This is a genomic window from Myxococcus sp. XM-1-1-1, assembly GCF_020037095.1.
GTDB lineage: Bacteria > Myxococcota > Myxococcia > Myxococcales > Myxococcaceae > Myxococcus > Myxococcus fulvus.
This window is the reverse complement of sequence record NZ_JAIQDH010000009.1, coordinates 333,977-352,739: the sequence shown is the minus strand read 5'-3', so window position 1 is coordinate 352,739 and position 18,763 is coordinate 333,977. Positions and strand designations below refer to the sequence as shown.

Annotated in this window: 20 protein-coding genes; 9 read left to right on the top strand and 11 right to left on the bottom strand. The window is 67.3% G+C overall.

Going from position 1 to position 18,763, the window contains the following annotated elements; genetic code table 11:
- Positions 1-79: 79 nt before the first annotated feature.
- Complete coding sequence (locus K8640_RS20415) at positions 80-379, top strand: hypothetical protein (RefSeq protein WP_223748538.1); 300 nt, start codon at positions 80-82, stop codon at positions 377-379.
- A gap of 145 nt (positions 380-524) precedes the next feature.
- On the top strand, positions 525-941 hold the full coding sequence (locus K8640_RS20410) for a response regulator (RefSeq protein ID WP_223748537.1): 417 nt from the start codon (positions 525-527) through the stop codon (positions 939-941).
- A gap of 2 nt (positions 942-943) precedes the next feature.
- On the opposite strand, the gene uraH is transcribed toward K8640_RS20410, so the two are convergent.
- From uraH to K8640_RS20385, 5 genes are read right to left on the bottom strand one after another with little or no spacing between them, the layout of a single operon-like run.
- Positions 944-1,288, bottom strand: coding sequence for a hydroxyisourate hydrolase (gene uraH, locus K8640_RS20405; protein ID WP_223748536.1), 345 nt, complete (start codon positions 1,286-1,288; stop codon positions 944-946).
- A complete protein-coding gene (gene uraD / locus K8640_RS20400) occupies positions 1,285-1,794 on the bottom strand; it encodes a 2-oxo-4-hydroxy-4-carboxy-5-ureidoimidazoline decarboxylase (protein ID WP_223748535.1) in 510 nt (169 codons plus the stop codon). Before uraD ends, uraH begins: the two co-directional genes overlap by 4 nt.
- Positions 1,791-2,813 carry an allantoicase gene (alc, locus tag K8640_RS20395; protein ID WP_223748534.1) on the bottom strand — a complete coding sequence of 341 codons (1,023 nt, stop codon included), beginning with the start codon at positions 2,811-2,813 and terminating at the stop codon, positions 1,791-1,793. Before alc ends, uraD begins: the two co-directional genes overlap by 4 nt.
- Positions 2,814-2,841: 28 nt before the next feature.
- Positions 2,842-4,209: an allantoinase AllB gene (gene allB, locus K8640_RS20390; protein WP_223748533.1), complete on the bottom strand. Its 1,368-nt coding sequence runs from the start codon at positions 4,207-4,209 to the stop codon at positions 2,842-2,844.
- The gene (locus tag K8640_RS20385; protein WP_223748532.1) at positions 4,206-5,651 is read right to left on the bottom strand and encodes an FAD/NAD(P)-binding protein; all 1,446 of its coding nucleotides are present in this window, start codon (positions 5,649-5,651) and stop codon (positions 4,206-4,208) included. Before K8640_RS20385 ends, allB begins: the two co-directional genes overlap by 4 nt.
- A gap of 212 nt (positions 5,652-5,863) precedes the next feature.
- On the opposite strand from K8640_RS20385, the gene pruA reads away from it, so the two are divergent.
- Together pruA and K8640_RS20375 are read left to right on the top strand one after the other, a co-directional pair.
- Positions 5,864-7,519 carry an L-glutamate gamma-semialdehyde dehydrogenase gene (pruA, locus tag K8640_RS20380; RefSeq protein WP_223748531.1) on the top strand — a complete coding sequence of 552 codons (1,656 nt, stop codon included), beginning with the start codon at positions 5,864-5,866 and terminating at the stop codon, positions 7,517-7,519.
- 6 nt (positions 7,520-7,525) lie between these two features.
- Entirely contained in the window at positions 7,526-8,374 is an 849-nt protein-coding gene (locus tag K8640_RS20375) for an aldose epimerase (RefSeq protein ID WP_223748530.1), read from the top strand.
- 22 nt (positions 8,375-8,396) lie between these two features.
- Here K8640_RS20375 and K8640_RS20370 read toward each other — a convergent pair whose 3' ends face one another.
- From K8640_RS20370 to K8640_RS20360, 3 genes are all read right to left on the bottom strand, one after another.
- Positions 8,397-8,942 (bottom strand): hypothetical protein, encoded by a 546-nt coding sequence (locus K8640_RS20370; RefSeq protein ID WP_223748529.1) that lies wholly within the window; start codon positions 8,940-8,942, stop codon positions 8,397-8,399.
- Between the two features lie 81 nt (positions 8,943-9,023).
- A complete protein-coding gene (locus tag K8640_RS20365) occupies positions 9,024-10,595 on the bottom strand; it encodes a DUF262 domain-containing protein (RefSeq protein ID WP_223748528.1) in 1,572 nt (523 codons plus the stop codon).
- 138 nt (positions 10,596-10,733) lie between these two features.
- On the bottom strand, positions 10,734-11,579 hold the full coding sequence (locus tag K8640_RS20360) for an alpha/beta fold hydrolase (RefSeq protein WP_223748527.1): 846 nt from the start codon (positions 11,577-11,579) through the stop codon (positions 10,734-10,736).
- A gap of 172 nt (positions 11,580-11,751) precedes the next feature.
- On the opposite strand from K8640_RS20360, the gene K8640_RS20355 reads away from it, so the two are divergent.
- Positions 11,752-12,042: a hypothetical protein gene (locus K8640_RS20355; protein ID WP_223748526.1), complete on the top strand. Its 291-nt coding sequence runs from the start codon at positions 11,752-11,754 to the stop codon at positions 12,040-12,042.
- 17 nt (positions 12,043-12,059) lie between these two features.
- On the opposite strand, the gene K8640_RS20350 is transcribed toward K8640_RS20355, so the two are convergent.
- Positions 12,060-13,001 carry a LysR family transcriptional regulator gene (locus tag K8640_RS20350; protein ID WP_223748525.1) on the bottom strand — a complete coding sequence of 314 codons (942 nt, stop codon included), beginning with the start codon at positions 12,999-13,001 and terminating at the stop codon, positions 12,060-12,062.
- Positions 13,002-13,083: 82 nt separating this feature from the next.
- Here K8640_RS20350 and K8640_RS20345 point away from each other — a divergent pair, with 82 nt between their 5' ends.
- The 4 genes from K8640_RS20345 to K8640_RS20330 are packed head-to-tail and all read left to right on the top strand — an operon-like array spanning position 13,084 to position 16,864.
- The gene (locus tag K8640_RS20345; RefSeq protein WP_223748524.1) at positions 13,084-14,319 is read left to right on the top strand and encodes an acyl-CoA dehydrogenase family protein; all 1,236 of its coding nucleotides are present in this window, start codon (positions 13,084-13,086) and stop codon (positions 14,317-14,319) included.
- Between the two features lie 6 nt (positions 14,320-14,325).
- Entirely contained in the window at positions 14,326-15,411 is a 1,086-nt protein-coding gene (locus K8640_RS20340; protein WP_141323568.1) for a phosphotransferase family protein, read from the top strand.
- Positions 15,411-16,103 carry a histidine phosphatase family protein gene (locus K8640_RS20335; RefSeq protein WP_223748523.1) on the top strand — a complete coding sequence of 231 codons (693 nt, stop codon included), beginning with the start codon at positions 15,411-15,413 and terminating at the stop codon, positions 16,101-16,103. Before K8640_RS20340 ends, K8640_RS20335 begins: the two co-directional genes overlap by 1 nt.
- Positions 16,104-16,117: 14 nt before the next feature.
- Positions 16,118-16,864: an SDR family oxidoreductase gene (locus tag K8640_RS20330; protein ID WP_223748522.1), complete on the top strand. Its 747-nt coding sequence runs from the start codon at positions 16,118-16,120 to the stop codon at positions 16,862-16,864.
- Between the two features lie 13 nt (positions 16,865-16,877).
- Here K8640_RS20330 and K8640_RS20325 read toward each other — a convergent pair whose 3' ends face one another.
- Positions 16,878-17,708, bottom strand: coding sequence for a dienelactone hydrolase family protein (locus tag K8640_RS20325; RefSeq protein ID WP_223748521.1), 831 nt, complete (start codon positions 17,706-17,708; stop codon positions 16,878-16,880).
- 166 nt (positions 17,709-17,874) lie between these two features.
- Complete coding sequence (locus K8640_RS20320; protein WP_223748520.1) at positions 17,875-18,690, bottom strand: helix-turn-helix domain-containing protein; 816 nt, start codon at positions 18,688-18,690, stop codon at positions 17,875-17,877.
- Positions 18,691-18,763: the final 73 nt, after the last annotated feature.

Below are 18,763 nucleotides of genomic sequence, written 5' to 3'. Positions count from 1 at the left end.
TCCGCCAGCACTTGTCCCGCGCATCGGGACTTCGGAGGTTGAGTCGGGCAGGCGACACCCACACCCAGGCAGGTGCAACATGGCGGGCATTCCTCGAGGACCCAACGACACGCGGCCGACGCGCGGGGACTTCCAGCCGAGGAATCGCGGCGAGGTGGAGGACGCGCAGGATGAGGGCGCGCGCGACGTGAGCCGTCGGCTCGCGGACGAAGGCGCCGGGGACGTGACCCCCACGCGTGACACGGACTGGGAGGCCCGCGTGGATCGCGGGGAGGAGTGGACAAACGAGCAGGTCCCCGAGCGCGAGGCCCGCGGCGACGAGGAGCCCGACTCGGAGGTGTCCCGGCGCGGCCTGGAGAATCCCCCGCCCGAGGAGTAGGCCTCCGACGCCCGCTCGGCCTTGTACCTCTGTCCAGGGGTGGGGGCAGACCCCTTGCGACGGCGGGCGCGGTGCGGTGATGCTCGTGGTTTCGGACGGTCGTCGCCCCACGGCGCGCCGCCGGCACCGGAGGAGCCCGAGCACCGTGAAGCCCAAGGTCCTCATCGTCGAGAACTCGTGGACGATGCGCGAGACACTGCGCCTGCTGTTGTCCGGGGACTTCGACTGCACGGCGGCGTCGAGCGGCGAGGAGGGCCTGGAGAAGGCCCTGGCCCAGCCGCCGGACCTGCTCCTGTCCGACGTGAACATGGAGGGCATGGACGGGTACGAGCTGTGCCGCCGCTTCCGTCAGGAGCCCTCGCTTCAGCACATCCCCGTCGTCTTCGTCAGCGGCTTCGCGCCCCGCTCGGACAGCGACGCGAGCCTGCCCGTGCCGGATGCCTACCTGGTCAAGCCCGTGAAGCCCGCGCTGCTCATCGCCGAAATCCACGCGCTGCTGCAGCGGGGGAGCGCGCCCGTGTCGGCGGCGGCCCCCACCGCGCAGGTCGTCACCAAGGCCTGAGGTCAGCTCCCCCGGTAGGTGGAGTAGCCGAAGGGGCTGAGCAACAGCGGTACGTGGTAGTGCTCGTCGGGCGCCCCCAGCTCGAAGACGACGGACACCGACGGATAGAAGCCCTTCACACCGAGCGAGCGGAAGTACGCGCCCGTGTCGAAGGACATCCGGTAGACGCCTGTCTCCACGCGGGCGCCCGCGGGCAGGAAGTCGCGCACGCGCCCGTCGTCGTTGGTGACGCCCCGGGCCAGCTCCTTCCAGTCGCCGTGGGCCCCCTGCAGCTCCAGGGTGATGGGAACACCGGAGGCCGGGCGGCCGCGGTGCGTGTCGAGGACATGGGTGGACAGGGTGCTCATGACGCCAGCAGCTTCTCCAATCGGATGCGGGTGATTTTCGCCTGCTCACCGGCGGCGATGCGCAGCTCCTCGTCCGGGGCGTTGCCCAGGCGCGCGCGCAGCAGGCCGAGCATCTCCTGGGCGCTCTTGCCCGTCGCGCACACGAGGAAGATGAAGCCGAAGCGCTCCTCGTAGGCCTGGTTGCCATCGGCCAGGCCCTGGAGCACCTCCTCTCCCGCGCCGCTCACCCCGCCCTGCTCCTGCGAGGACCAGCTCGCCGTGGCGGCGAACTTCGCGCGCAGCGAGGCCACGTCGCCGATGCGCGGGTGGTGCGTGAAGGCCTCGCGCCAGTCCTCCGGGCCCGTGCGGCTCCACTGCTGGGAGGCCTCGGAGAACAGGTGCTCGGCGTCACGGAAGGGCCGCGCCTTCGTCATCGCCTCCGCCCAACGCGAGGCACCGCAGCAGCGCTTCAGCTCCGCGCGGGCCTCGTCGGGGGGCAGCGTGTTGAGTCGCTCGAGCGCGCTCACGCCGGACGTCCGTGGACGAGCAGCCGGCTGACTCCGCCGTCGGGGAAGATTTTGAGGCGCACGTGGGTGAAGGGGCCCTTCGCCTTCAGCTCGGCCTCGAAGTGGTGACGGTGGTCCGCCTGGAGCTTCGTGCGCGGCAGCAGCTCCGTCCACGCCAGGTCGTGCGCGTTGGCGAAGTCCACCAGCGGCTCGCGCAGGTAGAGGCCTTCGAGCGACGCGCTCTCCGGGAAGTTGCCCTTGTAGAAGGCGGTGTCCACCTCCACGCGCTCGATGGTGCCGGGCACGGCCAGCTTCACGACAATCCAGTCGAAGCCCGGCAGCAGGCGCTTGCGGCGCGTCTCCCAGCCCTCGCCCATGTTGGCCGCGCGGCCGGGCAGGATGAGGTTGTCCTTGGTGCCGAAGAACGCGTCGTTGCACGCCACCACCGTGCCGCCGTTCTCCGCCGCCGCCAGGTCCACCGCGCCCTTCTCGCGCGTCAGCCGCGCCAGGTCCGGCCGCACCTCGCCGTGCACGCGCAAGCGCGCCACGCCGCCGTCCGGGTAGATGTTGAGGCGCAGGTGCGTCCAGCGCCGCTCGTCGGCGATGGCGAAGAGGTTGCGCGAGCCACCCTGCAGCTTGAGCTGCGGGAGGATGCGCGTCCACGCCGCGTCCACCAGCGACTCGGGCGACGGCGAGCCTTCGACCTCCAGCGCGTCCACCGAGGCGTACTCGGGGAAGTTGCCCAGGAAGTGGTTCGTGTCGATGTCCACGCCGCGAATCACGCCGGGCAGGCCGAGCTTCAGGATGCACCAGTCGTGGCCGGGCACGCGCTTGCGGCGCGACTCCCAGCCGTCCATCCACTTGCCCTGCTCGGTATACTTGTCCGGGATGAAGACGCCTCGACCGGGCTTGAGCAGGTTCTCCTTGCCGGCGAAGAACTCGTCACTGGCCAGCAGGGCCTGTCCGCCGACCTTCTCGGCGGCCAGGTCGATGAGCTCCGTGAAGCCGACGCGCAGCTTCCCCTCTTCGGGTGCATGCATTTTCGTGTGTTCTCCCGATGGAATGATGTCAGGCGGCGATGCGCGCCGAGGACGGCCGGCGCACCCAGCTTCCCGTGGGACGCGGGAAGGGCTGCCCGCGCTCGTAGATGGTCTCTCCGCGCAGCAGCGTGCGCTCCACCACGCCCGCGAGCGTCCTGCCCGCGTACGGCGTCAGGGGATGACGGTGCTGGAGCCGTGACGGCTCGACGGTGAAGGTGGTCTCGGGGTCGAACACCACGAGGTCCGCGTCCGCGCCCGGCACGAGCGAGCCCTTCGTACCGCTCAGGCCCACCAGTCGGGCCGGCGCCTCGCACATCCAGCGCACGAGGGACTCCAGACCGAGGCCTCGCCTGCGCGCCTCGGTCCACACCGCCGACAGGCTGAGCTGCAGCGACGCGATGCCACCCCACGCCGCGCCGAAGTCGCCGCGCTCCAGCAGCTTGAGCGCGGGCGTGCAGGGCGAGTGGTCCGACACCACCAGCTCGATGTCTCCGCGCGCGAGCCCCTCCCACAGGCGCTCGCGGTTCTCCGCCTCGCGGATGGGCGGCGCGCACTTGAAGTGGGTCGCGCCGTCCTCAATCTCCTCGGCGGTGAAGCTCAGGTAGTGCGGACACGTCTCCACCGACACGTCCAACCCCTCGCGCCGCGCATCGATGAGCAGCGGCAGCGCGTCCGCCGAGGACAGGTGGACGATGTGCACGCGGCAGCGGTGCTTTCGCGCCAGCTCCATCATCATCCGGATGGCGTCCTGCTCCCAGCTGCGCGGCCGGGACTCGAGATAGGCGCGGTACGTGCGAGCCCCCTCTGCGCGGACCTCCGGGAGCGCTGACTCCAGCTCCGCGTGCACGATGAGCGGCACACCGCGCCGCGCGAGAATCGGCATGGCCACGTCGAGCACCGCGCGGTCCGCGGGAGGGAACTCATCCACACCCGAGGGGCACAGGAAGCACTTGAAGCCCGCGATGCCCGCGTCGATGAGCGCCTCCAGCTCGCCCGCATTGCCGGGAATCACGCCGCCCCAGAAGCCATGGTCCACCTGGCTCGCGCCCCGGGCCGCGTCCGCCTTGAGCTTCAGCGCGTCGAGCGTGGTGGTGGGCGGCAGCGAGTTGAGCGGCATGTCCACCACGGTGGTGATGCCTCCGGCCGCCGCGGCGCGCGTGGCGGTCTCGAAGCCCTCCCACTCGGTGCGGCCGGGCTCGTTGATGTGCGCGTGGCAGTCCACCACGCCGGGCATCACCACGTGGTGGCCCACGTCCGTCACCGACAGCGCGCCGAGCGCCTCGGAGGGCCCGGCCACCTTCTCCACGCGGCCGTCCTTCACCACCACCACCGCCTCGCGCAGCCCACCGCCCGCCAGCACGCGGCGACTGCGCAGCCCGAACTCACCCCTGCTCATGGCTCGAATTCCCTCTCGTCGAAGCATTCCAGGGAGCGGAAGAACGCATCCCGGTCATCCAGGTAGAGCTGCCGCGTCACGCCCGCCGTCAGCTTGGGCAGGCTGTACTTCATGCCGGAGATGCTCGCCCCGCCGAAGCCCAGCGAGAGCAGGCACCCGAAGGTGTAGTTGAAGATGGAGCGGAGGTACGGCGCGCGACCCGGCTGCTTCTCCTGCAGCTCGAAGCCCGGCCCCAGGTACGGGTGGCGCAGCAGGTCCGCGTGCGACTGCCCCTCGGGCGGCGTGAAGCGGTCCTTCCAGAGCGCGATGTCCGTGTGCACGTTCGCCAGCTCCGGCCGCAGCGACAGGTCCGTCACCGTGCCGCTTCCGACGATGAGCTTGTCGAAGGTGTACTGCCCCTGCGGGGTGGTGATGCGGGCCTGCCCGTCCACCACCTCGGCGTCCAGCCACGGGCTCTGGGCGTGCAGGTGGAACTGGGGGAAGGCGCACGCGCGGCGGTACGTGTCCGCCGGGGGCAGCTGCCCCATCTCGAAGATGCGGTGGATGAAGCGCCACTTGTCCGCGTCCGGCAGGTCCGCGTGGTGCTTGAGGAAGCCGACGAACTCCGCCCAGCGGTACGGGTTGATGCACGGCAGCGACTTGCGCCGGTAGAACAGGTGCACCTCGCCGGCACCGTGCTCCAGCGCGACGGAGGCGTTGTCGAACGCGGACGCCCCCGCGCCGAGCACGCCCACCTTGCGGCCGCGCAGGGCCTCGAAGTCGATGTCCTCGCGTGTCTGCGCGTACAGTTCGCGCGGCAGGTTCGCCACGATGGATGGGACTTCCCAGCGCCCCGAGCCGTCGATGCCCGTGGCGAGCACCACCTTGCGCACGAAGAGGACCTCGGTGGCGCCGGTGCGCAGGTCCTCCAGCGGCACGTGGAAGCAGTCGTCCTCGGCGCTCCAGGTCAGCGCTCCGGCGCGCGAGCGGCAGCGCACGGGGATGTTCAGCGTGCGCCGGTACCAGCCGAGGAAGTCCGCCCACAGCTCCTTGGGGATGCGCTCCAACGACGCCCAGGCGGCCTCGCCGTACTGGGCCTCGAACCAGGACTGGAAGCTGAGGTTGGGCAGGTTGTGGTCCGGCCCGGTGAGGTGCTTGGGCGTGCGCAGCGTGTGCATGCGCGCGAACGTCTTCCACGGCCCCGCGAGGTCCTGCTCGCCGTCGTCCACCACGAGCAGGTTCGTCACCTTCTCGCGCAAGAGCCCGAAGGCCGCGGTGAGGCCGCTCTGCCCGCCTCCGATGATGAGCACATCCAGCACGGCCTTGCCGTCACGGGTGTGTCGCGGGAGCACCCAGGAGCGCTTCGGGTACTCCAGCCGCTCCAGGTCCCTGCGGAGCGCGTCCTCCAGGGCGGGGAGGCCGGGAGGAGGCGGCATCGCGGGGCTCGGAGGCGGGATGCGCATGCCTCCATCGTAACCGCGCGCTATGTCGCCCGGTCAATGTGCCCCCCTCCCTGGGTGTGGGCTGACAAGGGGCTCCCGAGGGAAATAGCCGGGCGCGTCAGGGGTTGACAGCGGGTGTCCGAGCGCTGACGACGGCCCGCTTCGACGCTTCCCCGGAGGAGCCGGTTGGTTATGCTCCCCCGCCCTTTTCGCTCCGTCCCGAGGTCATTCGCGTGATCAACGCCTTCCCCCGCGTCCCGGCTCCCCGCAACGAGCCCATCCTCCCCTACTCGCCCGGTTCGCCCGAGCGCCGCGAGCTCCAGGCGACGCTCAAGCGCATGAGCGGCGAGCAGATCGACATCCCGCTCATCATCGGCGGCAAGCAGGTGCGCAGCGGCAAGACGGACACGGTGCGCATGCCCCACCGGCACTCGCACGTGCTGGCCACCCTGCACGAGGCGGACGCGAGCCACGTGGAGCAGGCCATCCAGGCGGGCCTCGCGGTGAAGGAGGACTGGGCGCGGATGTCGTTCTCCTCGCGCGCGGCCATCTTCCTGCGCGCCGCGGAGCTGCTCGCCACGCGCTACCGGCCCATCATCAACGCGTCCACCATGCTGGGTCAGTCGAAGACGGCCCACCAGGCGGAGATCGACGCCGCGTGTGAGGCCATCGACTTCCTGCGCTACAACGTCCACTTCGCCGAGCAGATTCTCGCCATCCAGCCGGAGTCGTCGCCGCAGACGTGGAACATGTTGGACTACCGCCCGCTGGACGGCTTCGTGTTCGCGGTGGCGCCGTTCAACTTCACGTCCATCGCGATGAACCTGTGCACCGCGCCCGCGCTGATGGGCAACGTGGTGCTGTTCAAGCCGTCGTCCACATCGGCGCTGAGCGCCTGGTACTTCATGGAGATGCTGCGCGAGGCGGGCCTGCCCGACGGCGTCATCAACATGCTCAACGGCGACGGGCCCACGGTGGGCAACCCCACGCTGGCCAGCCCCCATCTGGGCGGCATCCACTTCACCGGCTCCACACCGACGTTCAACACCATGTGGAAGACGGTGGGGGAGAACATCGGCAAGTACAAGCAGTACCCCCGGCTGGTGGGTGAGACGGGTGGCAAGGACTTCATCGTGGCGCACGCGTCCGCGGCGGACGACGTGGAGGCGCTCGCGGTGGCCATCGTGCGCGGTGGCTACGAGTACCAGGGGCAGAAGTGCTCGGCGGCCAGCCGCGTGTACGTGCCCGAGTCGCTTTGGACGAAGCTCAAGCCCCGGCTGCAGGCGCTCATCGGCGACATCCGCATGGGCGACGTGACGGACTTCCGCAACTTCATGGGCGCCGTCATCGACGAAAAGTCCTTCAAGAAGGTCTCCTCGTACATCGAGCTGGCGAAGCAGGACAAGGACGCGAGCATCGTCGCGGGTGGCGAGACGGACCGGAAGGAGGGCTGGTTCGTGAAGCCCACGCTGGTGCAGTTGCAGGACCCGCGTCACCGCATCATGCGCGAGGAGGTCTTCGCGCCGCTGGTGGGCGTGCACGTGTATCCGGATTCGAAGTACGTGGAGACGCTGCGCGAGGTGGACCAGAGCGCGACGTATGCGCTGACGGGGGCCATCTTCGGGCGGGACCGGAAGGCCATCGACACGGCGATGAGCGAGCTGCGGCACGCGGCGGGCAACATCTACATCAACGACAAGCCCACGGGCGCGGTGGTGGGACAGCAGCCCTTCGGTGGCTCGCGTGCGTCGGGGACGAACGACAAGGCGGGCTCGCTGCTCAACCTCATCCGCTGGACGAGTCCTCGGACGGTGAAGGAGAACTTCGCGCCGCCGACGAAGGTGCCGTATCCGTTCATGGACAGCGACCCCCACGATGGGGGTATCTAGGCTCGCATGAGCCGAGCATTCCCGGGCATCGCGGGGCTGGAGACGTATTCGCTGAAGGGTGACGACTGCTGCGTGGAGGTCATCCCTTCACGCGGCGCGCTCGTCACGAGCTTCAAGGTGGGGGACGAGGACATCCTCTACCTCGATGAGGCCACCGTGGCGGACCCGACGAAGAACGTGCGCGGGGGAATCCCCGTGCTGTTCCCCAACGCGGGTCCGCTGCCTGGGGACACGTATCCGGCGCATGGCAAGTCCTTCAGCCTGTCGCAGCACGGCTTCGCCCGGAAGATGGCGTGGGCGGTGCGGCAGGCGGAGGACTCGTTGTTGGTGCTGGGGCTGAAGTCCAACGAGGAGACGCTGCGGGTCTATCCGTGGGAGTTCGACGCGCAGCTCACATTCTCGCTCGTGGGACGGCGGCTGACCATCGACTTCGACCTCCAGAATCCCGGGATGGAGCCCTTGCCGGTGCATCTGGGGTTCCATCCGTACTTCCGGGTGCCGGATGGGGCGAAGTCGGTGACGACGGTGGAGACGGACGCGACGCACGGCTGGGACAACCGGACGAAGCGCGAGGTGCCGTTCACCGGGTTGGATTTGACGGCGGACGAGGTGGACCTGCACCTGCGGGACCACTCGAAGCAGGAGACCCGGCTGTCGCGCGGGCCGGGCCTGCGCCCCATCCACCTGTCGTGGAGCCCTGAGTTCAAGGTGATGGTGGTGTGGACGCTGAAGGGGAAGGACTTCGTCTGCGTGGAGCCGTGGACCGCCGCGGCGGGTGCGCTCGCGACGGGCGAGGGGCTGCTGCACGTGCAGCCCGATGAGCGGCTGTCGCTCGCGTTCGATATCGAGGTGTGAGCCTTGGGGTGGCGCACTTCGGTCAGGGCAATCGGCTCCTGAACTGGAGCCAGTCCTTCAGCTCGGGGTGTTTCTCCACCACACCTGAGTCAGAGATGTGCGCCAGCGTATTGAGCGCGCTCTTCATGTACCGCAGCTTGAGGAGTGTCTGCGTCGGGATGGTGCGCCAGCCTGGGGTGGCCAGGAGCTTGGCCGCCTCGTCCATCGACATGACGATGAGGCCCTGAAACCAGCTGTAGATGACGTCCGGGTCCAGGACGGCGTCTCCCGCCCGTGAACCGAGTTCTCGAATCATCCACACTCGCAGGCTCATCTCCGAGAGTCGGACGGAGTGGGCGTTGTCACCAGCCTCAAGTCCCGCGAGGACGCCATAGATGTGCAGGGCGACGTGAGCCCAGTCCAGGCTCCGCTCTTCCCTGGCCCGAGCAGCGGCCGTGAACGCGAAGCCCACCCAGTTGAAGCTCTCGCCCTGCACGGCCGCGCCGATGACCAGCCCGTCGAGCCATGTCCGAACCTGGAGAAGGGGCCACCCTAGGACGGTTTGAAGTTGGGATGTCTTCGGTTCCATCCTCACCGCATCGAGCCTGCACTCACTCTGCGCAGGCCCCTTCTCAATTCACATTAGCCAGTCCATGTCCGCAAGACATCGTCACCCAATCAGAGGCGAGGCATCATCCGCCAACAGACGGGACCTCTCTTCAACGAAATCATCGTAATCATCGCCAAACAACGCCGAACCAGCCAACATCCTCCCCAGGATATCATCAACATCAACAGGCATCTGCTGCCTGTACGCACTGGGCGCCGACCCACTTATCTTGTTGTTTTCAGCCTTAGACAAGAAAGCAATGTTCGCCAGGCAGTCGATATCTTGATTATGCTCCCGCCCCTTCATGAACGCCTTCGGATAGAGATGATGGAATTCATTTCTATTATACTCACGCAACACAACCCTCAGGTCGACCGGGGTATTTGAAATAAGATTCAACGGAGCGCGACGAGCCAGCTGCAGGATAAACGTCTTCGAATTAACAGAATCAATCCTGAATGCATTGTTTAGGTAAAAATCAACCCCCACCGAAACAGGGAAATTCCCCAACTCCGACCTCTCCCCCGCCCTCAGCTTATTCATCTCCTCAATATCGGTCTTAAGATACCGAAGAGTACCGCTGCTGTACCGTCGACTATAGCATGAACGCCAAAACCACCGAACCAATGTCTTCGCCTGCTCCGCAGACACAAGCACTTGCGTCGTGCCCTTAATCGCAAAGAAAACCGTCAACGGAACAAGCAAGGTTGAGTATGGCAAATTATCCAACTTCTCTACATGGAAATTCCTGCGCAGAAAATCAATCGCACCTCGAATACCGTTCGCAATCTCCTCAAATCGATCTCGAACAATATCGCCACGAACTTCAACCAACGTCTCTGGAGCAGCATCACCCGCAACAACTGCTGCACAACATCGCAGCAGCAGAGTGATATCTTCTCCTACGTCCTTGAACCCGAACGGCTCAAACTCTTCGCTCAACTCGGCAAATGCCGTCTGCAAGTGAAACTGATCACTCCAAGTCCACGCAGACAAGAGTTGGAGCGTATCCAGTGCCACCCCCTGTCTGTTCACTCGTTCGAAGACAATCGCAACCGTTGCGCGATCAGTCGCCGAAGTAATCTGGGCCGGTATTCTCGCCTCCTTGAATATGGTCTGCATCTTGTCGAGCTGAATAATTTGCTCGGAATTGAACTTTGCAGACGCCTCTCGATACTTAACCGGATCGAAAATTGTCCGAAGCGGGAAGTGCCGACTAGGATCAACCTCATTTAGAGCTAATACAAGAAACTGTGACTCCCTAGCATCCGGCTTTGCGGCCAAATCAAAATATACGTTCGTCCACGGAGCCGGAGCAGTAGGCGTCAATTCTGTCTGAAAGACTCCGAAGATACTCGTTATTCTCTGCTGCCCATCAAGAACATAAAACAGAGGATAGTCAGCTTTCCTACCGGGAAGATCGAACGGTCCGAGTTTTCGTTCGGCCTTCATCTCTTCTTTACTACGCCAAAGAAGCACAGAGCCAAATGGGTATCCCTTATGGATCGAATCCAAAAGGAAGGCTACGCGCTCTGGTTCCCATACAAACCCTCGCTGGAAAGCAGGAATCCGAACCTCGCCATTGACAATCATGTTAATGATATTTCGAATGCTCAACTCCTCAACACGCATCTCATCCCTCCCGCAGACACACCAAGCACTAACCAAGGGACGCTATTCAAGGCTCTATGCCTTGTCCAGGCGGTCCACATCGACCCAGCCATAGTTGTCTTGCTCTACAAGCTCTTTGAAACCTGCGCTATGGCATGCTCAGTGTCCCATCGTCATCCATGACACCAGCTCTCGCATCGCAGAGGCCACGGCTTCCGGACGTTCGACCCAGAGGAAGTGCGCGGCTCCTGCCACGGTCCTGTGGAGGATGTGCGGTCCCTGGAAAGCGGCCTGTGACCACGGTGTCTGCTGGACGATTCGGTCCTCGGCGCCGCTGATGATGAGCGTGGGCAGCGTGCGCGGCAACCACGTGTGGACATACGTCTCGTCGAAGTTCCGGTCCGACCAGTCCACCGCCGCGCGGTTGTAGGGCATCCGTCGCAGCAGCTCTCGCCCCTCCGTCACGCCCTCCGGCGTGAAGTTCCACTCCGCCGACGCCACCGCGATGTCTCGCAGCCGCTCATCCGTGCGCTCGGATTCGTAGCGCCGGGTCGCCGCGTCGACCTCGGGCAGCGGATGCCGTTGGGTCATCTCGAAGAACGGCGCACGCCAGCCCGCGTCCGGCGCCGTGCTCACGAGCACGAGCCCCACCAGGAGCGACTCCAGTTCCGGCACGGACAGCAGATACATGCCTCCCGTGGAGTGCCCCAGATAGACACAGTTCGGAAGCGCCTGGGCAGCCTCGATGAGCACCCTGGGCCACACGTCATGGGGATTCGCTGGAGCCCCCGGAGGCGAGACATTGGACCCGTCTCCTGGCAGGTCCACCATCCAGCACGTCCCCGGAACATCCAGCGCGTCCGCCAGTCCGAACAGGCTCTCCGCGCCAATCCCTGGCCCGCCCGGGAGGAGCAGCCAGTTGAAGGCCCCCGGACGGGCACCTCGTCGCCGGAGCCGAACGCCTGATGCCGTGAAGAACTGTTCCATCGTGCTGCCTGGAGACATTGCCCGCCCCCTCCATCACCGCGTCATCGATGCAAGAACCGTCGGACATCCGCCTCCGCGACCCCAAAGCCCGCACCCACGGCAGCGTCCTCCGACGAGTGAACCTGCGTACAATATCCCGCCGATGCGACTGCGACGATGCTCCCCTCCACTCGCGCAGGGAGGAATCACCATGTCGAATCGCATGTCGTGGTTGGCTGGAGTGGGTGCGTTGCTGCTCGCGGTGGGCTGCGGTCCCATCGAGGATGAGCGCGCCGAGATGCCCGTCCTGGACGACGCCCCCACCGAGGACGGGACGGTCCACGCGACCGGACTGGTGAACTGCACCAATGAATGTCGAGAAGAGTCCATCGAGTGCGTCGCAGACTGCAAGCTCACGCTGACCGACCCACTCCCACTCATGATCTGTTTCAACGCCTGCGCGGGCGAGCTCGCGGACTGCAACCTGGACTGCGTGAACTGAAGAGTCCTTCACGTCCCTCACGTGCCACGCCGCGGTCCCATCAACACCTTCGCTAGGGATTGAAGCTCCGAGCGCAACCACTGACTCCGAGGCTCGCTGTCCTCGGAGCGGTGCCAGTACAGGTGAAGCTCCAGTCGCGGCAGCGCGAGCGGCATGGGCAACAGGTGCAAGTCATCGTCGAGCACCCCGTTGATCTCCTCCGCTCTCCGCCGGGGCATCGTCAGCAACAGGTCCGAGCCCGACACGATGCGGCACGCCGTCTCGTAGTGCCGACAACGCACCGTGACCTCCCGCTGATACCCCAGCCGGCTGAGCACCAGGTCCTCCACCGCCAGCCCCGTGCGGCGCGAGGACACCGTGACGTGCTTCGCCGCCATGTACGCCGCCACGTCCAGTCGCCTGCGCTTGCGACTCACCACGCAGAACGCGTCCCGCGTGAAGGCCGTGTGCCGCAGCTCCGCGCTCGTCGGCTGCTCCACGTCGATGGCCAGGTCCAACCGTCCTGAAGCCAGGTCCCGCTCCAGCCGCGTCCGCTCCAACCGCACACTGCTGATGCGCGCCTCCGGGCTCCGCTCCTGAAGCCGCGCCACCAGCCGGGGCACAATCGACGGCTCCAGCATGTCGCTCATCGCCAGGGTGAAGGTCCCCACGTCCCGCGCCGGCTCGAAGCCGCGCGTGTGGTGCACCGCCTGCTGGAGCAGCGCGAGTGCCTCCCGAATCTCCGGCGCCACCCGCTCCGCCAACGGCGTCGGCGCCACGCCCCTCCCCTGCCGGACGAACAGGGGCGCCCCCAACTGCTCCCGCAGCCTCGCCAGCGCATGGCTCACCGCGGACTGGCTCAGGAACAGCACCTCCGCCGCGCGCGTCAGATTCCGCTCCCGATAGACGACGTCGAACACCCGGAAGAGGTTGAGGTCCGGGGGCCCGGGGCGCCGGGTGGAATCCTGAACTGGGCTCATGACGACACATGACCAACATTCAGTGGATTCAACAAGGGCCGGGTGCCAAGGATGAGCGCCTCTCGTGAGAGGAGGCAGCACCGTGGACTTCGAGCCGAGCGCCAGAGGCAAGGACTACCTGGAGCGCGTGAAGCAGTTCATGCGCGAGCACATCGAGCCCAACGAGGCCCGCTACTACCAGGAGGTCATGGAGGCCTCGCGCGGCGGTGACTGGAAGACCTGGCCCGTGTCCTCCGTCATGGAGGACCTCAAGGCCAAGGCCCGCGCGGCCGGGCTCTGGAACCTCTTCCTCCCCGACGAGAAGCTCGCCCCGGGCCTGTCCACGCTCGAGTACGCCCCCATCGCCGAGGAGACCGGGCGCAGCCTCATGGCCCCCGAGGTCTTCAACTGCAACGCCCCCGACACCGGCAACATGGAGGTGCTCTGGAAGTACGGCACCCCCGCCCAGCAGAAGCAGTGGCTCACCCCGCTGCTCGCCGGCGAAATCCGCTCCGTCTTCTGCATGACCGAGCCCGGCGTCGCCTCCTCCGACGCCACCAACATGGAGGCCACCGCCGTCGTCGAGAAGGACGAGGTCATCCTCAACGGCTCCAAGTGGTGGACCACCGGCCTGGGCCACCCCAAGGCGAAGATCGCCATCTTCATGGCGCGCACGCCCGACACCGGCGGCGACCGCCACCACCAGCACTCCATGGTGCTCGTGCCCCTGGACTCGCCGGGCGTCTCCATCAAGCGCATGCTCCCCGTCTTCGGCGAGTACGATGCCCCCCACGGCCACGGCGAGGTGCACTTCACCAACGTGCGCGTCCCCGTCTCCAACATCATCGGCGGCCCCGGCATGGGCTTCGAGATCGCCCAGGGGCGCCTGGGCCCCGGCCGCATCCACCACTGCATGCGCTGCATCGGCGCCTCCGAGCGGGCGCTGGAGCTGATGATCGACCGCGGCATGAACCGCACCGCCTTCGGCAAGCCCCTGCTCAACCTGGGCGGCAACCGCGAGCGCGTGGCCGAGGCCCGCATCGCCATCGACCAGGCCCGCCTGCTCACGCTCTACGCGGCGTGGAAGATGGACCAGGTGGGCGCCCTCGGCGCGATGACCGAAATCTCCGCCATCAAGGTCGTGGCCCCCAGCGTGCTCCAGCGCATCGTCGACGATGCCATCCAGATTCACGGCGGCGCGGGCGTGTCCAACGACACGGTGCTCGCGGGCTTCTTCGGCCAGGCGCGCACGCTGCGGCTCGCGGACGGCCCGGACGAGGTGCACAAGGGCGTCATCGCCCGCATCGAGCTGGCCAAGCGCGGCTTCTCCAAGAGGTGACGCACCATGGCCACCCACGCCGCCCCGAAATCCACCCTGGATTCACCCAGCTCCGTCCGCGCCGGTGAGGAGCTGAACGTCCCCGCCGTCGATGCCTGGCTCAAGAAGCAGGTACCGACGCTCGAGGGCCTGCCCACCGTGACGCAGTTCTCCGGCGGCGCGTCCAACTGGACCTACCGGCTCAAGTACCCCAAGCGCGACCTCATCCTCCGCCGCCCTCCCGCGGGCACCAAGGCGAAGTCCGCGCACGACATGTCGCGCGAGTACCGCGTGCAGAAGGCGCTCCGGCCCGCCTACCCGTTCGTGCCGGAGATGGTGGCGCTGTGCCAGGACGCGTCCGTCATCGGCGCGGACTTCTACGTCATGGAGCGCATCGAGGGCATCATCCCTCGCGCCAACATGCCGCGCGGGATGAACCTGAGCGCCGGCGAGACGCGCAAGCTGTGCGTCAACGTCATCGACAAGCTGCTGGAGCTGCACGCGGTGGATGCCCAGGCCGTCGGCCTGTCATCGCTCGGCAAGGGCGCGGGCTATCCCCGCCGCCAGGTGGAGGGCTGGTCGGACCGCTACGAGAAGGCGCGCACGTGGAACGTGCCGAGCTTCAAGTACGTGCGCGACTGGCTCAAGGACCACATCCCCGACGACATCGCCACCTGCGTCATCCACAACGACTGGCGCTTCGACAACGTGGTGCTGGACCCGGGCGAGCCCACGCAGGTCATCGGCGTGCTCGACTGGGAGATGGCCACGCTGGGCGACCCGCTGATGGACCTGGGCAGCGCGCTCGCGTACTGGGTCGAGTCGGATGACGACTTCTTCATGCGCGCCACGCGCCGTCAGCCCACGCACATGCCGGGCATGATGAGCCGCCGGGAGGTCGTCGACTACTACCTCCAGCGCTCCGGCCTGAAGCCCGCCAGCTGGACCTTCTACGAGGTCTTCGGAATCTTCCGGCTCGCCGGCATCATCCAGCAGATCTACTACCGCTATCACCACAAGCAGACGCGCAACCCGGCGTTCAAGAACTTCTGGACGCTGGTGACGTACTACGACTGGCGCTGCAAGCGGCTCATCAAGAAGGGAGGGCGGTGATGGGCGTCGTGTACCTCATCCGCCATGGACAGGCGTCCTTCGGCGCGGAGGACTACGACCAGCTCTCCGAGACCGGCTTCGTGCAGGCCCGACTGCTCGGCGAGGCGCTCAAGACGCGGCTGCCGCGTCTCGACGCGGTGGTGGCCGGCACGCTCACCCGTCACCGGCAGACGGCGGAGACATGCCTCTCGGCCATGGGCGTGGACCTGATGCCCACGCGCAGCCCCGGCTTCAACGAGTTCGACCACGACGAGCTGGTCGTCCGCCACACGCCCCGCTACGCCAACCACGCCGCGCTGGCCGAGGACCTCGCCTCGACGCCGGAGCCGCGCCGCGCGTTCCAGGCGCTCTTCACCGAGGCCGTGGCCCGCTGGGTCGCCGGCAAGCACGACGCCGAGTACACCGAGCCCTGGCCCGTGTTCCGCGAGCGCTGCCTGCGCGCGCTCGATTCGCTCATCCACGGGCTGGGGCCATCCAAGACGGCGCTGGTGTTCACCTCGGGCGGCCCCGTCACCGCCATCTGTCAGCAGCTGCTCCAGATTCCCGACGAGCACGCGTTCCGGCTCAACTGGACGCTGGCCAACTGCGGCGTGACGAAGGTCATCTACAGTGAGCGCGGGCGCTACCTGTCCTCGCTCAACGAGCACACGCACTTCGAGGGGCCGAACCAGGCCCTCATCACCTACCGCTGAGGGAGCTTCGGGCCATGCGAAGGAACATCCTGATTACGGGCGCGAGCTCCGGACTGGGTGAGGGCATGGCCCGCGAGTTCGCGGCGCGGGGACGCAACCTCGCGCTGTGCGCTCGACGGACGGACCGGCTGGAGGCGCTGCGCGCGGAGCTGCTCTCGAAGCACCCCGGCATCCAGGTCTCCGTGCGCGCGCTGGATGTGAACGAGCACGAGCGGGTGTTCGAGGTCTTCGAGGCGTTCGCCCAGGACCTCGGCGGGCTGGACCGCATCATCATCAACGCGGGCATCGGCGTGGGGAAGCGCATCGGCACGGGCCACTTCGCCACCAACGCGAAGACGGCCCAGACGAACTTCGTGGCCGCCGTGGCCCAGTGCGAAGCGGCCGTGGGCATCCTCCGCAAGCAGGGCCACGGACACCTGGTCACCATCTCCTCGATGAGCGCCATGCGCGGGCTGCCCCGTCACCTCACCGTGTACGCGGCGACGAAGGCAGGGCTGGCCACGCTGACCGAGGGCATCCGCGCGGAGCTGCTCGGCACGCCCATCAAGGTCTCCACGATTTATCCCGGCTACATCCACACGGAGCTGAACGCGGGGGCGAAGAACCTGCCCTTCGCGGTGGACTCGGAGCGGGGCTCGCGCGCGCTGGTGAAGGCCATCGAGAAGGAGCCGGTGAGCGCCTACGTCCCCGGCTGGCCGTGGGGCGTCGTCGGCTTCCTCCTGCGCAACCTGCCGCTCAAGCTCGTCGCGAAGATGTCCTGAGCCCGCGTGGGACTCACCGGGGCTCGGCGCCCACGAAGACCTCGTCGAGGAACGCGCGCATCGCGGCCCAGGTCCGCCGGGCCGCGTCGGGGTGGTACTGGAGCCCGGCCTCGGGGTTGTGGAGCCCTGGATAGGTGAAGGCGTGCATCGCGTGGCCGTGCGCGTGGAGCTGCCAGTCCGCGCCCGCCTCCGTCAGCTCGCGCGCCACCGCGAGCACGTCCTCCTTCGAGATGGTGGGGTCCTCCCAGCCGTGCAGGATGAGGACCTGGGCCGTGATGGGGGGCTGAGGCCCGAGCCTCGGCGGCACGAGGACTCCGTGGAAGCTCACGGCGGCCTTCAGGCCCGGCACCGCGCTGCGCGCGAGGTCCAGCGCGCAGAGGCCTCCGAAGCAGTAGCCGATGACGACGATGCGCTCCGGGTCGACGAGCGGATGGCGCAGCGCGGCCTCGAAGCCAGCGACCATCCGGCGACGCAGCAGGGCGCGGTCCTCCATCAGGGGCCCCATCAGGCGCGAGTTGTCGTCCGCGACGCCGCCTCGCACGCCCTTGCCGTACACATCCACCGCGAAGCACAGGTAGCCCAGCCCAGCGAACTCCTCCGCCTTCGCGCGGATGGGCGCGTTGAGGCCGTCCCAGGCATGGGCCAGCAGCACGCAGGGACGACGGCCGTCCTCCCGACGGTCCCAGGCCACGTAACCCTCACAGAGGGTTTCTCCCTCGCGATACTCCACGGGCTCACCGTGGATGACTGCCTCCTGCTGTCCCGACATCACCGTGCCTCCTCGCTGCCTGCGGAGCGACAATCTGGAGCCGGGCGCGGCGCGGGTCTTGAACGAATGCGACATGCCCGTGGGCCCTCCGCTCACGCGAGCAGCGCCGTTGTCGCGATGATTCGCCTCCAGTCCTCGCCGCGGCCCTACCGTTGCGGGGAGGCGCACTGGTGCGGCGCCGTGCCCATCGGCGATGCATGGGGTCGACTTTCTTCAGGGCGAATGCACTTGAGCCCGTCTTTCAGAAGAAGTGCGCAAGTCCGTCGGGCGCGGCGTCTCGCGCCTGGGCGAAGTACTCGGCGAGGATGGACCACTTCCTCCGCTCGTACCGTCCCGGCGTCACGCCGAGGTAGCGACGCCACTGGCGAATCTGGTGGGCCTGGTCGCTGAACCCGTGCAGCGGGTCACCCTGCCCCGTCTGCGTCGCATGGAGGCTCGCCTGGACGCGGTCGAGCCCGAGCAGTTGCTTGGGCGTACAACCCACGTGCGCCCGGAACCACCTCTCCAGCTGTCGCGTCGACACCCCCATTCCTCGCGCCGTCGTGCTCACGCGAGAGGTCCTCGCCAACGTCGCCCAGGCCCTTTCGAGCCGCTCCAGTTCACCGCCCATCCGCATCCGCTGGAGCAGCCACGCATCCAGCCGGTCCGCGACCCGCCTGGGAGTCCCCGCCGCCGCGAGGTCGTCACAGAGCCTTCGCGCGGGCCCGTCCCCCAGCAGCCCGCCCAGCTCGATGAGGTCGTCACGGCTCTCCAACCCCGTCGAGGGAAACAGCCGCGCCAGTCCTGGCGGCCGCAACATCACCATGACGAAGGAGCACCCCTCCCCGGAGCTCCAGCTGCGCGGACGACTCTGGACGCCCAGCAACGAGGCGCGCGGCGCTCCGGCCGAGAACTCACTCCCACACGGTCGGCCGAAGTTGAGCGTCAGCACCGCCGCCGCGGTGGGCGTGGTGCGGATGGGCTTGCCCTCGTACGAACCCTCCAGGTCCTCGATGAACCAATAACCGAGGACCTGCGGCGAGAGCGTGGTGTGCGGAGCCAGGGCGAGGAAGGCCATGTGACGAATCCCGGGACGACCCTACACAATGGCAGACGCGTCTCGAAGGTCGTCGACGACCCGTGTGGACTCC